15 protein-coding genes and 1 pseudogene are annotated in these 13954 nt (G+C 65.4%); 10 read left to right on the forward strand and 6 right to left on the reverse strand.

Annotated features, from left to right (window positions below; all coding sequences use genetic code 11):
* Together VQ02_RS39420 and rclC are read left to right on the forward strand one after the other, a co-directional pair.
* A pseudogene (locus tag VQ02_RS39420) lies at positions 1–96 on the forward strand (carboxymuconolactone decarboxylase family protein); the annotation flags it as partial.
* A 34-nt stretch (positions 97–130) separates the two neighbouring features.
* Positions 131–763, forward strand: coding sequence for a reactive chlorine resistance membrane protein RclC (rclC, locus tag VQ02_RS25375; RefSeq protein ID WP_048447024.1), 633 nt, complete (start codon positions 131–133; stop codon positions 761–763).
* A gap of 309 nt (positions 764–1072) precedes the next feature.
* Here rclC and VQ02_RS25380 read toward each other — a convergent pair whose 3' ends face one another.
* On the reverse strand, positions 1073–2407 hold the full coding sequence (locus VQ02_RS25380; protein ID WP_048447025.1) for an MFS transporter: 1335 nt from the start codon (positions 2405–2407) through the stop codon (positions 1073–1075).
* A gap of 20 nt (positions 2408–2427) precedes the next feature.
* Positions 2428–2742 carry a metal-sensing transcriptional repressor gene (locus VQ02_RS25385; protein ID WP_048447032.1) on the reverse strand — a complete coding sequence of 105 codons (315 nt, stop codon included), beginning with the start codon at positions 2740–2742 and terminating at the stop codon, positions 2428–2430.
* Between the two features lie 278 nt (positions 2743–3020).
* On the opposite strand from VQ02_RS25385, the gene VQ02_RS37550 reads away from it, so the two are divergent.
* From VQ02_RS37550 to VQ02_RS25410, 6 genes are all read left to right on the forward strand, one after another.
* Complete coding sequence (locus tag VQ02_RS37550; protein ID WP_157080802.1) at positions 3021–3299, forward strand: hypothetical protein; 279 nt, start codon at positions 3021–3023, stop codon at positions 3297–3299.
* A 550-nt stretch (positions 3300–3849) separates the two neighbouring features.
* On the forward strand, positions 3850–4071 hold the full coding sequence (locus VQ02_RS37555; RefSeq protein WP_157080803.1) for a hypothetical protein: 222 nt from the start codon (positions 3850–3852) through the stop codon (positions 4069–4071).
* 71 nt (positions 4072–4142) lie between these two features.
* Entirely contained in the window at positions 4143–5420 is a 1278-nt protein-coding gene (locus VQ02_RS25395; RefSeq protein ID WP_245239844.1) for an efflux RND transporter periplasmic adaptor subunit, read from the forward strand.
* A gap of 4 nt (positions 5421–5424) precedes the next feature.
* Positions 5425–8703, forward strand: coding sequence for an efflux RND transporter permease subunit (locus VQ02_RS25400; RefSeq protein WP_083469445.1), 3279 nt, complete (start codon positions 5425–5427; stop codon positions 8701–8703).
* A 10-nt stretch (positions 8704–8713) separates the two neighbouring features.
* On the forward strand, positions 8714–9262 hold the full coding sequence (locus VQ02_RS25405; protein ID WP_157080804.1) for a threonyl-trna synthetase: 549 nt from the start codon (positions 8714–8716) through the stop codon (positions 9260–9262).
* A gap of 32 nt (positions 9263–9294) precedes the next feature.
* Positions 9295–9522 carry a hypothetical protein gene (locus tag VQ02_RS25410; protein WP_048447028.1) on the forward strand — a complete coding sequence of 76 codons (228 nt, stop codon included), beginning with the start codon at positions 9295–9297 and terminating at the stop codon, positions 9520–9522.
* Positions 9523–9989: 467 nt separating this feature from the next.
* Here VQ02_RS25410 and VQ02_RS25415 read toward each other — a convergent pair whose 3' ends face one another.
* From VQ02_RS25415 to VQ02_RS37565, 4 genes are all read right to left on the reverse strand, one after another.
* Positions 9990–10631, reverse strand: coding sequence for a hypothetical protein (locus VQ02_RS25415; RefSeq protein WP_048447029.1), 642 nt, complete (start codon positions 10629–10631; stop codon positions 9990–9992).
* Positions 10632–10656: 25 nt separating this feature from the next.
* Positions 10657–11379 carry a HupE/UreJ family protein gene (locus VQ02_RS25420; RefSeq protein WP_048447030.1) on the reverse strand — a complete coding sequence of 241 codons (723 nt, stop codon included), beginning with the start codon at positions 11377–11379 and terminating at the stop codon, positions 10657–10659.
* 51 nt (positions 11380–11430) lie between these two features.
* Positions 11431–11967: a hypothetical protein gene (locus VQ02_RS37560; protein ID WP_157080805.1), complete on the reverse strand. Its 537-nt coding sequence runs from the start codon at positions 11965–11967 to the stop codon at positions 11431–11433.
* A 63-nt stretch (positions 11968–12030) separates the two neighbouring features.
* Positions 12031–12294 (reverse strand): hypothetical protein, encoded by a 264-nt coding sequence (locus VQ02_RS37565; protein WP_157080806.1) that lies wholly within the window; start codon positions 12292–12294, stop codon positions 12031–12033.
* A gap of 29 nt (positions 12295–12323) precedes the next feature.
* Between VQ02_RS37565 and VQ02_RS37570 the strand changes: the two genes are divergently transcribed.
* A complete protein-coding gene (locus VQ02_RS37570; RefSeq protein WP_157080807.1) occupies positions 12324–12548 on the forward strand; it encodes a hypothetical protein in 225 nt (74 codons plus the stop codon).
* 463 nt (positions 12549–13011) lie between these two features.
* Positions 13012–13773 carry a hypothetical protein gene (locus VQ02_RS25430; RefSeq protein WP_053080543.1) on the forward strand — a complete coding sequence of 254 codons (762 nt, stop codon included), beginning with the start codon at positions 13012–13014 and terminating at the stop codon, positions 13771–13773.
* Positions 13774–13954: the final 181 nt, after the last annotated feature.

Genomic DNA, 13954 nt, shown 5'->3' on the forward strand with positions numbered 1-13954 from the left:
GAGGCCCTCGGCGTCGCCACCAGCGTCAACGCTGGTGCTGCCATCGTCTACTCAACGCGGGCGCTCGACGCCTTCGCGGCTTCGACCGAGGCCTGAACCCCCGTCCGCAAGCTTGAAAAGGAGCCGTGTCATGAACACGCAGATCCGCCGCGTCCTCGGCCTGGTGTCCGGGCCAGGATCGGAGCGCCTCGGCCTCCAGGCCGTGCGCCTCGCTATCGCCCTCGTCTTCCTGTGGATCGGCGCGCTGAAGTTCGCCCCGTACGAGGCGGACAGCATCACGCCGTTCGTGGCCAACAGCCCGGTGATGTCGTTCTTCTACGCGCATCCGGACGAGTACAAGGCGCATCTCACCCACGAGGGTGAGCTGAAGCCGGCGGAGCGGGCGTGGCAGGAGCAGAACCGGACCTACGCCTTCTCGAACGGGCTGGGCACCGTCGAGATTGCCATCGGGCTGCTCACCCTGGCGGGCGTCGTGTCGCGACGCTGGGGCTTGGCTGGGGCGACCCTCGCCTTCCTGACGCCCATCGTCACGCTATCGTTCCTGGCGACGACGCCAGAAGCCTGGGTACCGGCGCTCGGCGACGGGCAGCACGGCTTCCCCTTCTTGTCGGGAGCCGGGCGGCTGGTGCTCAAGGACGTGGTCCTGTTGGCGGGAGCGTGGCTGGTCCTGGTCGACAGCGCCCGCGCGGTCCTAGAAGCCCGGGCTGCGCCTGAAGACCTTACTGTCAAGCTCGCTCAGCATCCCGTGCTTGGTTCGCGCTGAGGATTTCAGCCGCAGGTCCAAAGCTGGCCAAGCACCTGAAAGCGGACGTTTCTAACAGTCGCAATTGATTGATTGCGGCTGTTGGTGTCGCATCAGCACAGATGGTTCCATATGCCAATCTTATGCGCGTAGTGGACGTCAGCGACCGCCGTGCAATTAATTGCACGCATATGGGAGTGAACACTCCCGTCTGGGCCGCCTAGCCCCGCTCGCATAAAGGAGGCGTATGGAACCGGCTTTTAAGCTCCAGCTGCAGTTTGAGAGGCTGAGGATAGTGCACATGCGAGGGACCACGAGGTCTCCCGCTCGTCAGCCGGGGCGGTGCGCCGGCCAGCGCTGATGCAGGTCGTCGATGATGAAGGGATGAGCGTGCCGGCCCGCTTCCGCGCCGCTCAGGTGCGGGTGGTCCGGGTCGAGCCTATCGTGCGCATGCGCAACCACGTCGGGGTCGGAGGCCGGCCAGAGGAGCGCCGCCGCCGCGATCGCCGCCAGCGTCAGGACCCCCAGCACCGCGAGGGTGACGGGCATGCCCGCCTTGGCACCGAGCCAGCCGGCCAGCGGGTAGGTGAGCAGCCATGCGATGTGCGAGAGCGCGAACTGGGCGGCGAACACGGCTGGACGGTCGCCGGGCGTGGCCGAGCGCCGGAGCAACCGTCCGGTCGGGGTCTGCGCGGCCGAGTAGCCGATCCCGAGCACCAGCCAGGTGGCCAGAAGCATCGGCCACCCGATGACGCCGCCCCAGGTCGTGGCGGCGAAGGCGAGCAGCACGACGCCCAGGAGGCCGGCGGCCGGCAGCATCACGGCCCGGTCCGGCAGCCGGTCGAGCACCCGCGGCAGCAGCAGGGCTGCCAGCATCGAGCCACCACCGAACAGCCCGAGCGCGATCGCGACGTCGTTCTGCGGACGTTGCAGGATCGCCTGCACGATGACGACAGTGTTGACGATGACCATGGAGCCGGCCGCCGAAACGGCGACGTTCAGGGCGAGCAATCCGCGCAGCCGCGGCGTTGCGAGGTAGATGCGCAGGCCGCGGGTGGTGCGCTCGTAGATGCCGGCCCGGCGCTCGGGAGGGGTGGGCGACGGCAGCGACACCGAGACGACGAGCGCGGCCGAGCACAGGAAGCCGACGACCGTGCCGCCGAACAGCCAGTGGAAATTGATGACCGTGAGAAGGAGCGCGGCGAGCGTAGGGCTGAGCAGGTTCTCCAGGTCGTAGGCGAGGCGCGAGAGGGAAAGCGCCCGGGTGTAGTCGCGCTCCTCGGGCAGGATGTCGGGGATGGTGGCCTGGAAGGTCGGCGTGAAGGCGGCCGAGCACGATTGCAGGACGAAGACGAGGATGTAGATCTGCCAGATCTGATCGACGAAAGGCAGCACCAGCGCGACGGCCGCGCGCACGAGGTCAGTCGCCACCAGGAACGCCCGCCGCGGCAACTGGCCCGTGAACGCGTTGGCGATCGGGGCCACGAGGACGTAGGCCACCATCTTGATGGCGAGCGCCGTCCCGAGCACCGCACCCGCTTCTGCTCCTGCGAGCTGATAAGCCAGCAATCCAAGGGCCACGGTCAGCAGGCCCGTACCAATCAGCGCGATGATCTGAGCGGCGAACAGATGTCGATAGGTGCGGTTGGCCAGAACGCTCAGCATACTACAGTTCCATATTCCGTTCAGAGATACTTCGCGAGTTTCTTGAATTCAGCTAGCGCGTCGCGTGCTGCGCGGCCGTTGCCGTCGATCGCATCGACGAGGCAGTGGTCGATGTGATCATGGATCAGGACCTGCTTGGCATTGCGCACGGCGCTCTCGACAGCGTTGAGTTGCTGGGCGAGATCGAGGCAGGACCGGCCTTCCTCGATCATGGCGACGATGCTCGCGAGATGCCCTTTTGCTCGGTTCAGTCGCTTGACGATGTCGGCGTGGGACGCGTGCGTGTGCCCCGGCGCATCATCAGAGCCTTCATGCGAGTGGGACGAGTTAATCATGCCATCGTGTTCCATGTTGACATCCTATCCCCCTGGGTAGGATATGGGAAGTGGGTTTCGCAGGGACCCGCACCCGGGTTCCTGAGAGGCTGCCGAGCGGCGTGAGGCGCTTCGAGCGGTTCATAGCGGCACGCGCCGCACTCGTCTTCGCTTCGATGACGCTCATGTCCGCGACGGTGCGGCTCCCTGGTCGGGTCGCACGTTGCTGACGTCCATGTCGGAGACCTTGACGCTGTTGGTGTTCGGACCTGCCCGGACGCGCTGGAGATCGTGAAGTCATGAGCCCTGCTTCTGAGAGCCGCGCACTCACGATGAGTGAAGCTGACATAAGCATACTTGCTGGCCTCACTGATCAAGAGTTGGAAGCCATACTTCTCGAAAACTATCGTCTTTTCCTTGAAGAGTATGACATCACATATTATCCGACAAATACAGGCAGTAAAGAGGATGAGTTTCGAGATTTAATAAAACAAATCAGATCAGACCTAAAAAATACCGAATTCAAAATTTTTCACTATATTGAATGCATTATTTCTGATTGTCGGACTCGAAGATGATAATAGAAACAGCTTTCTATTTGCAGGGAATTGAGATCTAGCGTATCTAGCAGTTCTTATCTCTGTTTGCTGCGCCGTGTCGCTTTCGACATCCGAACCAGATCAACGTTCGGATGGAACGACCTCGAAGCTGAACACGAACCAAGCTGTGCCTAACATGGACGCGCAGATCATGCAGAGCAGAATGACTTCAACCCAACGCGGCATGGTCAAGCGTCGATAGCCTCGCATGCAAACTCCGGATCGTCTCTCGTCTGAGGTGGCCGGAACAACGCAAGCAAGGCTGCTTGATGAGCCGGAGCGCGATGCAGATCCGTCTTGACATCCTATCCCCCTGGGTAGGATAAGGAAAGTCGCGATCAGCAGGTGTCCTACGCCTTTCCGGTGAGGGATCTCGTTCGAGAGAGGTGGAGCCGAGGTGGTCGGGGTCGGGCGGTTCATAGCGATGGCTATCGCGCTTCTGCTCGTCGCCGCGTCAATCACGCCGTCTCTCGCGTCAGCGGGTGGCGGGGCTGCGCTCCACCATGTCCACGGCGCACACGTTCACGACATGGACGAGGTCGAGGACCGGGGCCGTGATGGGGATCGCGCCCGCTCGAATGCGGCCGAAGCCCTGTATCACGCCCACTTCCACGCTCAGATCGTCGCGCTGACCGCGCCGAAGATCGCGATCTCGGACGTGCGGGAGAACAAGGCCGATTACTGGCCCGCCAGCCATCCCGATCGGTCCGGGCGGCATGGTCGGATGCCGTTCGAGCCTCCCAGGATCTGAGATCGGTTCGCTCGGCACCAGGCCGCGCATCATCCTCCCGGGTCACCCTCGACTTCGCTGCCCGAGCGTCGGTGGCGAAGCATGGCTTCGACATGATCAAGCGCACTCTCCTCCTTCCCGGAGCCGTCGCGAGCGGTTTCCTGATCGCAACCTACTGGCCCGGCGCACCCGACGCGCTGCGTGCGGCACTGGCGGGAAAGCTTCCCGCCGCGCTCGGCCAGACGAGCGCCGGCCGGTCCGAGCCGCTCCCCGCGGCCGCGGTCGAACCGGCACAGAAGCCCGCGGAGGAACCCGGCCTCGTCCACCTGACCGACGGGCAGATCACCAAGGCCGGGATCCGGACCGATGCCGTTCGTGGCGGTCGCCTGGCGCGCCATCTCACGGTCCCGGGCTCGATCGTGCCGAGTGCCAACAACACCGCCCGCATCGCCGTGAAGACGACCGGCATCGTCGCGGACCTGCGCAAGGGGCTCGGCGACCGGGTCGCCAAGGGCGAGATCGTCGCCATGCTCGACAGCCGCGACATCGCGGATGCCAAGAGCGAGTACCTCGCCGCCCGCGTCTCGGCCGACCTGCAGAAGACCCTCTACGAGCGCGACCAGTCGCTGTGGGACAAACGCATCTCGTCCGAGCAGCAGTACCTCCGCTCGCAGGCCAGCTACCGCGACCTCAAGGTCAAGGAGGATTCGGCCCGGCGCAAGCTCACCTTCCTCGGGTTGAGCGCGGCCGAAATCGACGCCTTGCCGAACCAGCCCGAGGCCCAGTTCGAGCGGCAGCAGATCCGCTCGCCCATCGCCGGCCGCATCGTCGACCGCCGCGTCGACCTCGGCGCCGCGGTCGGTCGCGACAACCTGGAGACCGAGCTCTACAGCGTCGTCGACCTGTCGAAGGTGTGGGTCGATCTGGCGGTCACGCCCGGCGACCTGCCGCTGGTGCGGGAAGGGCAGGCCGTGACGGTCTGGACGCAGGCGACCGACGAGCGCGGCGAGGGCCGCATCGTCTTCATCGGCCCGGTTCTCGACCAGGCCACCCGCGCCGCCCGCGTGGTCGCCGAGTTGCCGAACTCGGACGAGCGCTGGCGGCCGGGATCCTTCGTCACCGCCGAGATCGCGATCTCGGACAAGCCGGTGCGCGTCCTCGTTCCCGCCGACGCCGTCCTGACCATCGCCGGCAAGCCGACCGCGTTCGTGAAGGTCGAGAACGGCTTCGAGGCACGGCCCGTCGGGGTCGGCCGCCAGGACGACCGCAGCGTCGAGATCACCTCGGGCCTGGAGCCCGGGGACACCATCGCCGTCGCCAACACCTTCGTGCTGAAGGCCGAGCTCGGCAAGGCCGCGGCCGAGGACTGACGCCATGATCCGCCCGATCCTCGCCTTCTCCGTCACCAACCGCTACGCGGTGATCCTGGTGACCCTCATCGCCGCCGCCTTCGGCGCCTGGTCGCTCGCGCGGCTGCCCATCGATGCGGTGCCCGACGTCACCAACAACCAGGTCCAGATCAACGCCGTCGCCCCGGCCCTGACCCCGGTCGAGATCGAGAAGCAGGTCACGGTCCTGCTCGAACGGGCTCTCGCCGGCACGCCCGGGCTCGAGAACATGCGGTCGTTCTCGCGCAACGGCTTCGCGCAGCTCACCGCCGTGTTCAGCGACAAGGTCGACGTCTACTTCGCCCGGCAACAGGTCAACGAGCGCCTGATTGAGGTGCGCGGGACGCTGCCGCCCGGCGTCGAGGTCCGGCTCGGTCCGATCTCGACGGGCCTCGGCGAGATCTACTGGTGGGCCGTCGAGTACCTGCCCCCCGGCGAGGGCGCACCGGTCCGCGACGGCAAGCCGGGCTGGCAGTCGGACGGCAGCTACCTCACGCCGGAAGGCGAGCGCCTGACCGACGAGTTCCACCGCACGGTCTACCTGCGCACGGTGCAGGATTGGATCATCCGGCCGCAGATGAAGAGCGTGCCGGGCGTCGCCGGTGCCGACGCCATCGGTGGGTTCGTCAAGGAGTACCAGGTCCAGCCCGACCCGATGAAGCTCGTCGGCTACGGACTGACCTTCGGCGACATCGCCCGCGCGATCGAGGCCAACAACGCCACCCGCGGCGCGAACTACGTCGAGCGCAACGGCGAGGGCTACGTCGTCCGCGCCGGCGGCCTGATCGAGAACATGGACCAGATCCGCGACGTCGTGGTGGCGACGCGGGCCGGCGTGCCGATCCTCGTCAAGGACGTGGCGGAGGTCGCGATCGGACGCGAGCTGCGCACCGGCTCGGCCAGCGAGAACGGGCACGAGGTGGTGCTCGGCACCGCCCTGATGCTGATCGGCGGCAACAGCCGGACGGTGTCCGCGGCGGCCGACGCCAAGATCGTCGAGATCAACAAGCTGCTGCCGCCCGGCATCCAGGCCCGCACGCTGCTGAGCCGGACCGACCTCGTCGACGCCACGGTGAAGACCGTCGCCAAGAACCTGGCCGAGGGCGCGTTCCTGGTCATCGCCGTGCTGTTCCTCGCGCTGGGCAACATCCGGGCCGCGGTGATCACCGCCCTGGTCATCCCGGTCGCCATGATGATCACCGCCACCGGCATGCTGGCGGGGAAGATCAGCGCCAACCTGATGAGCCTCGGCGCCCTTGACTTCGGCCTCATCGTCGACGGGGCAGTCATCATCGCCGAGAACAGCCTGCGTCACCTCGCCGAGCGCCAGCACGAGCTCGGGCGCAAGCTGACGCTCGACGAGCGCCTGACCACGGTGCGGGTCTCGGCCGAGGAAATGATCAAGCCGAGCGTCTACGGCCAGGCCATCATCATCCTGGTCTACGTGCCGCTGCTGACCTTCTCGGGGGTCGAGGGCAAGACCTTCGCCCCGATGGCCCTGACGGTGCTGATCGCGCTGGCGGCGGCCTTCGTCCTGTCGCTGACCTTCGTGCCGGCGATGATCGCGACCTTCATCACCGGTCGCGTCAGCGAGAGCGAGAACGCGCTGATCCGCGGCATCAAGGCGGCGTACCGGCCTGCGCTGACCGGCGCGATACGGGCGCCCATGACCTTCGTCGCCGCCGCCCTCGTCCTGCTCGGGCTCTCGGCCGTGCTGTTCACGCGGCTCGGCCAGGAGTTCACGCCGACGCTCGACGAGAAGAACATCGTCATGGAGGCGCGCCGCATCCCCTCGACCTCGATCACCCAGTCGCAGGCGATGCAGCTCGGCGTCGAGGAGGCGATGAGCAAGTTCCCGGAGGTGGCCTTCGTCTACTCGCGCTGCGGCACGCCCGACATCGCCGCCGATCCGATGCCGCCGAACGCCTGCGACGCCTACCTCATCCTCAAGCCGCAATCGGCCTGGCCCGACCCGCACGAGAGCAAGGAGGCGCTCATCGGGCGGATGGAGGCCGAAGCCAAGCTGATCCCGGGCACGCTGCTCGGCTTCTCGCAACCGATCCAGATGCGCTTCAACGAGCTCATCGCCGGCGTGCGCGACGACCTCGCGGTCAAGGTGTTCGGCGAGGAGTTCGGGCCGATGGTCGAGGGAGCCCGGCAGATCGCCGGCATCCTGCGCAGCCTGGAGGGAGCCGCCGACGTGAAGGTCGAGGAAGCGGTCGGCCTGCCGTTCCTGGAGATCAAGATCGACCGGCGCGAGATCGCCCGTCGAGGCCTCAGCTTGGCCGACGTGCAGGACGTGATCGGCACGGCGATCGGCGGCAAGGACGCCGGCCTGGTGTTCGAGGGCGACCGGCGCTTCAACATCGTCGTGCGTCTCGCCGACGGCGTCCGCGGCGACATCGAGGCGCTGAAGAACCTCCCGGTGCCGCTGCCGGCCGCGCAGCAGACCCAGCCTGCGCGTCCGGGTGCCGCCGGGGGAATGAGCGTACCGCTGCGCCAGCTCGCCTCCTTCACCTTCACGGAGGGGCCGAACCAAGTCAGCCGCGAGGACGGGCGCCGCCGCGTCGTGGTCACGGCGAACGTGCGCGGCCGGGATATCGGCTCCCTCGTCGAGGAAGCGCAGAAGCGCATCGCCGCCGAGGTCAAGCTGCCGGCCGGCTACGAGGTGCGCTGGGGCGGTCAGTTCGAGAACCTCACGGCGGCGCGCCAGCGCCTGATGGTGGTGGTGCCGGCCTGCTTCGCCTTGATCCTCATCCTGTTGCTCGGGGCCCTGGGCTCGGCGCGCGATGCTCTGATCGTGTTCAGCGCGGTGCCGCTGGCCTTGACCGGCGGGGTGGCGGCCCTGTGGCTGCGCGACATGCCGTTCTCGGTCTCGGCCGCAGTGGGGTTCATCGCGCTCTCGGGTGTCGCCGTGCTGAACGGCCTCGTGCTGCTCAACCACATCCGGCAACTGGTGGCAGATGGGATGGCGGTCCGGGAGGCGGTGCGCGAGGGTGCGCTGACGCGCCTGCGTCCCGTGGTGATGACCGCCCTGGTGGCCGCGCTCGGCTTCGTCCCGATGGCACTGGCGACGGGGACGGGGGCCGAGGTGCAGAAGCCTCTCGCCACCGTGGTGATCGGCGGCCTGATCAGCGCCACGCTGCTGACCCTGCTGGTGCTCCCCGCCCTGTACGCCCGGTTCGGACATCCGCCGTCCACCGGTGACGTGGCCGCAGACGAGGTTGTGCGAGACCGGATCCCGGCATCATCCCCGGTGGCGTAGGATGGCGAGCATGCCCAGGCATCTCCTCGGGGTGATGTTCCTCGTCGCTTCGCTCGTGCCGCCTGCGCAGGCAGCACCCGGCGACGAAGAGGCCCCGTTCGGCCTGACCTGGGGACCGATGAGCCAGGTCCCGCGGCCGTCCGAGATCGACCGCGAGGCCAACGTCACGGCTCTGACCTACCTCGCGGGACATCCGCCCGCGATCGGGAGCAGCACCGGGAAGGTCGTTCTGGAGGTCTGCCGCGAGGAGGGTTTGCAACGGATCGTCTGGTTCAGCCGCGTGCTGACGGCCTCGCAGCTGCAGAGCGTCTACACGGGGATCTACCAGGAGGGCGTGCGGCTCTACGGCGTCCCCGTGGCCGGCACCCGCTCATTCTCGGTCACCTGGCCGACGGCCCGGACGGTGCTCACCGTGCATGCGGTCCCGGGCGGCGGTGAGCAGATCATCATGGCGGCCGATGGGCGTGACTACGCGATTTGCAGTCAGCGCCATCGCGATGAAACCGGGCATACGGCGGACAGCCACACCGCGGAGCTGCTCCACGAACAAGTTCGATAGGATCACGTCCGAGCGAAGTCTTGGGGAAGACAATGACCGACAAACTGGCCGTGACCGCTCGTTATCGCCTTCGCAGTTTTCTGGAGGGGCCGCGAACCTATAGCACGAAAGATCATCAGCTCTGGGCGTTGTACAGGCGCGGATTTCTCGCGCCACTCACGACGGAAGTTCCGGAAGACCAACAGACGTGGATCCTTACCGAAGCGGGTATGGAGGCCCTCAGCACGAACGACGCCGATGATGACGAGAACCTGAACTGAGGGCAGTCATCCTCAACGTGGCGAAAATCGAATTGTTTCTGACGTTTCACAGTGAGTCAAAATCGTTTTTAATCATGAAGGGGAAGCTTCAATGAAAGCAAGGCTACTGAAACTCGGTGTCGTCTGCCTAGCCATGGGGACAGCGAGTGGACCAGTTCTAGCCTCCCACCATCTGCTTGAACAGGCTTTGCAGAATGCACGCTGTGCCCCTCGGCTGGCGACACAAACATACAAGCAAGGTTCCCTAACGGCCTATGACGTCATTTGTCTGGGACGGTCGCCGGATCGTCTGCTGGTCGTTTGCAACGGCCGGACCTGCATACCGGACAATCCAAATTATCATAGGTCCGACGATGAAGATTAAATATCGAAAGCATAGCGCCATACAACAGACATTGAAATATCTACTGATTGCTTGAATATAAATGGCAGCCTTTGCATCAAAGGCTGCCACCTTAACCGATATCTTATTTCATGCGCTTGATTTCACTGTATTCACCCTTGACCTTAAGGGTGATGCTCACGGGCGAACTCGTTCGGTTGCGCCAGAACCAGCCGTGGCTGCCGTCGAAGGCAGCCGTGACGATGCCCTGGTCGCCGGCCTCGTTGCGGCCCTTCTTGTAGCTCTTCTCCGCTCCCCCACTCGCAGGCGAGCCGTGCAGGTCGTAGTTCAGGCCGCCACCCGAGGTGGTCCAGCTGTAGTTCGCCCGCGCGCCTGCCTTCATCCCGAGCTTCACCTCCACGCCTTCGGCCGGAGCCAGGGTCAGGCTCAGCTCATCCGCCTTGCCGGCGGGCTGTGCGTGAGCTTCACTGACGAAAAGATATGCGAACGCACGCCCGAACAACCCAGAGCGCTTCTCCGGGCCGTTCGAGGGTGGTGCGATCTCCTTGCGATTGGCCTCGCTCTCTTGTGCAAGCTGAGCTTTGATTTCACCCATGCTGGTCAGACCGAGCGTCCGGCCGACCCCAGTTGGGTCGATAGCGTATTCCGCCGGTAGGACGACCGTGACCAGCAGCGTGGCCGCCGCGGCAACGGCAATGGCAGTAGAACGCAGCAGCTGACGTGTGGTCGGCAATTCGGCGCGGGTCGGAAGGTCGGTGTTGTACATGATCGATGTTCTTTCTGTATGAGGATCAGGCGATGAAGAAGCCGGTGAGCTGCATGCCCACGAGAACGAAACCAGCCGTCATCATCGCGACGTTGGCTGTGTAGGCATGGTGGAAGAAGCCGCCTGAGCGACGCCAGAACCCCATCAAGATGAGGATGGCGCTCAGCGCGAGGAGCTGGCCAGCCTCGACGCCGATGTTGAAGGCGAGCAAGTTCGGCACGAGCCCGTCCGGTGAGACATCATAGTCTTGGATTTTGGTCGCTAATCCGAACCCGTGGAACAGGCCGAATACCAGTGTGGCGACTTTTGTGTTCGGTTGAACACCGAACCAGCGCTGGAAGGCGCCCAGATTATCGAGTGCCTTGTAGACCACCGACAAACCGATGACGGCATCGATCAGGAAGGCGTTGAGACCAATCCCAAAATAGACGCCGAGCAGCATAGTGGTAGAGTGCCCGAGCGCGAAGAGGCTGACGTAAATCCCGATATCTTTTGCGCGGTACAGGAAGAAAATCACTCCCGCCAAAAAAAGTAAATGGTCATACCCGGTGACCATGTGCTTGGCTCCCAAGTAGACGAACGAGAGTAGATGCACTCCCGAGATCTCCTGGATGTAGCCCTTGTCGCCTTCTGCGACGCCATGGGCTGATGCGGCGCTACTCAATAGGCCGGACGAGATAACGATAAGGGCGAGCGTCAGCCCTGCGATGGGCACGGCTGAGCGGCCCCGGTATGGGGGTCGGAACATCGAAGATCCATTGGTTCGTTGCTGATGGCCGTCTTGGATGGCGGCCGATGATCAGGCGACGAACAGCGGACGTGGAGGGCGCTCGAGATCGAAGGCGATGCGCGGCACCAGCACACGGTTCCGTGAGAAACGAATTTTGTAAGTCCGCGGACCGTCCAGTTCGCCCGCCAGCGTCAGCAAGCCGAATACGACATGGGAATGATCGCCGGCATGGTGCGTGTGGCCAGCCGAGGTCTCACCGGCATCGTGGCTGTGGTCGTGATCGCTCCCGTGCTCCGCAAGCGAAACCAGGAGCGCCTCACTCCGCGCCGACGCACTGCGAAACGCAGATAGGCCCCCCGCCAGAAGCGCGAGCGTTAGCACCAGCATCAGGGTGCGTAAGGCGAGCTGGGGGACCACTACCAATGACATCGGGTGGCTGGGTAACTCAAACCTGCGCTGGGTGCTAGGCCCCAAAAGATACCCGTGCGGGCTGAGCGCCAGAAACCACGGGCTGAGGAGCAGCTTGCGATGCCATGAGGTCTCTCGGATGTCAGCCTTGAGTGTACGAAAAACGACCCGTTCCTGACATGCAGGCGGGTCGGCCAAGGCTGACGCGCCTTACGCGACAGCCGCGCGTGTCGGAGGTTGTTAGGAAACCCTGTCAGGCATTCAAACGTCAGGAAAACGCTCGCCCGCCGGCTGATCGTTCGTTCTGCTCGGTCCATTGAGGCCTACCGCCACGAGCACGGCAACTTTGGTTATATCGGCGGCGGTTCCCATCCCGGCCTGCAGGCGGCGGTCGTCTGCCTCAGCGATTACGCCGAACTCATCGCCGATAGGATGCACGCTCTGCTGTCGCCAACCTGCTCGATCCTGATGCCGTCCGATCCGCTCCTCACCTTCGTGGCCGAGGCGCTGGCCGAGGAGGCTCATATCCAAGGGTCACCTATGCGGGTCACTGCGTGGTCCGCGACGTCGCGAAGCGTTGGGCGGGGCAGGAGATCCGGCGCGAGCCCGGGATAGACTATGCTGCGCAGGCGCGGATGGCGCGACGGATCGGGGTCAAGCGGTTGAAGCGGGCGTTCGATGCCGCACTGCGCCGCATCGGCAGCCCGTTCCCCGGGACGGATACGGTGGCCGCGGCACGGGCAGCGCCGCATCTGCCGGAGGGACGGCTCAGTGAATAGCGCCCCTCCGCCACCACCCAGGTCGAGGACATCCGCCTCATCGTGATCGTTCATGGACCGCACGGCCCGGCCGGCACGCGGATCTCGGAAGCGGCAACCCGGGCGCTCTATCGGATGCTCGGTCAGCATTTCGAACCGGGGCGATTTGACGGCAACGGTTAATCCGTGCCTCATGACACGTTAACGTGGCCGGGCACGCTGCCCGAGTCGCATCACCGGAGTTTCCCGCCGCCGCAGTGAACCCCTGAAAAGACGAGACCCCCGGAAGCCCCTGGCAGGGCGACCGAGGGTCTTGAGCCCCAAGGGGGCCGATCCAGTCACTAAGCAAGACGGATCATCCCCCGAAATCGCTGCCTCGTCAATCCGGAACCCGCTTCCGGAAACGATGGCGCTTTATCTGGGAACCGGGCGCATCCGACGCGACCCGGCTCGATCTGCCGCGGCCTCACCCTGAGGCCGACCGATGACCTATGCCGAGATGAAAGAGGCGATCGCCCGGGCGCTGCCGGCGATGCTGCCGGCCCTGCGCGAGCAGCTCTACGCGCTGAACGCGGCCGAACGGATCGACGACCGCGAGGCGGGCGAGCTCGACGACGCGATCGAGGCACGGCGCACTGCCGGCCGTGCGTCCCCCACTGTCGCGCCTCTGCCCGCCCCCGCTGTGCCGCTCGGTTCTGTGATGGAACGCGCGTCGATCTTCCCGCCCAGGAGCCGTCCCCGCATCAGCGACCGTCCGGCCGCGAAGCTCCGCCGCCGGCGCGTCGCCTATTCCGGTTCGATCCCGCCGGGTCTCGCCGAGCGGTTCACGGTGGGCGAGATAGCGGCACTGGGTATCGTCGCCGACGAGATCGCGGCCAAGGGCCGGTGCGACCGCTCGGTGGCCGAGATCGCGCAGCGGGCCGGGGTCTGCACCCGCCTCGTTCAGAGGGCGATCAAGGAAGCCCGCCTGCAAGGCCTCATCTCCGTCGACGAGCGCAAGCAACGCGGGGCCAAGCACCTGACGAACGTGATCCGCGTCCTATCCCGGGAATGGGCCGCGTGGCTCGCCCGCCGCTCCAGGTCGAGGTGGGTGGGTGAATCGAAGGTCACCCCTGCGGATACAAATCGATTCTCTTCTTCTTTGAAGGAAGGGGCGGTAGCTCGCGGAGGCGTCGAAAGAGGTTTTCGAAGGGGGGATTCGAGATCCGGTCAGCCCGGACGACCGGCCGCGGGGTTCCGATTCTAGCCTGAGACTGACGCCACCCTGGAATCGAGAACGCCGGACCCTGGTGAGGATCCGGCGCTCGGTGAGGGATTCGGGATCAGGTCGCGGCGATCAGCGCTTCGTGTTACGCCGGCCGTCCTCTGGCACGAGGGAGAGGTCGAGACCCTCGGCGTAGCCCTTCGCGGCGAGCGCCTCGATCACG

Source organism: Methylobacterium variabile, from assembly GCF_001043975.1.
GTDB classification, from domain to species: domain Bacteria; phylum Pseudomonadota; class Alphaproteobacteria; order Rhizobiales; family Beijerinckiaceae; genus Methylobacterium; species Methylobacterium variabile.

Bases quoted from the DNA above. Each gene is read 5' to 3' on its own strand.
- rclC (WP_048447024.1), top strand. From the start codon at position 131: ATGAACACGCAGATCCGCCGCGTCCTCGGCCTGGTGTCCGGGCCAGGA.
- VQ02_RS25380 (WP_048447025.1), bottom strand. From the start codon at position 2,407: ATGCTGAGCGTTCTGGCCAACCGCACCTATCGACATCTGTTCGCCGCT.
- VQ02_RS25385 (WP_048447032.1), bottom strand. From the start codon at position 2,742: ATGATTAACTCGTCCCACTCGCATGAAGGCTCTGATGATGCGCCGGGG.
- VQ02_RS37550 (WP_157080802.1), top strand. From the start codon at position 3,021: ATGAGCCCTGCTTCTGAGAGCCGCGCACTCACGATGAGTGAAGCTGAC.
- VQ02_RS37555 (WP_157080803.1), top strand. From the start codon at position 3,850: ATGGACGAGGTCGAGGACCGGGGCCGTGATGGGGATCGCGCCCGCTCG.
- VQ02_RS25400 (WP_083469445.1), top strand. From the start codon at position 5,425: ATGATCCGCCCGATCCTCGCCTTCTCCGTCACCAACCGCTACGCGGTG.
- VQ02_RS25405 (WP_157080804.1), top strand. From the start codon at position 8,714: ATGCCCAGGCATCTCCTCGGGGTGATGTTCCTCGTCGCTTCGCTCGTG.
- VQ02_RS25410 (WP_048447028.1), top strand. From the start codon at position 9,295: ATGACCGACAAACTGGCCGTGACCGCTCGTTATCGCCTTCGCAGTTTT.
- VQ02_RS25415 (WP_048447029.1), bottom strand. From the start codon at position 10,631: ATGTACAACACCGACCTTCCGACCCGCGCCGAATTGCCGACCACACGT.
- VQ02_RS25420 (WP_048447030.1), bottom strand. From the start codon at position 11,379: ATGTTCCGACCCCCATACCGGGGCCGCTCAGCCGTGCCCATCGCAGGG.
- VQ02_RS37565 (WP_157080806.1), bottom strand. From the start codon at position 12,294: ATGAGCCTCCTCGGCCAGCGCCTCGGCCACGAAGGTGAGGAGCGGATC.
- VQ02_RS25430 (WP_053080543.1), top strand. From the start codon at position 13,012: ATGACCTATGCCGAGATGAAAGAGGCGATCGCCCGGGCGCTGCCGGCG.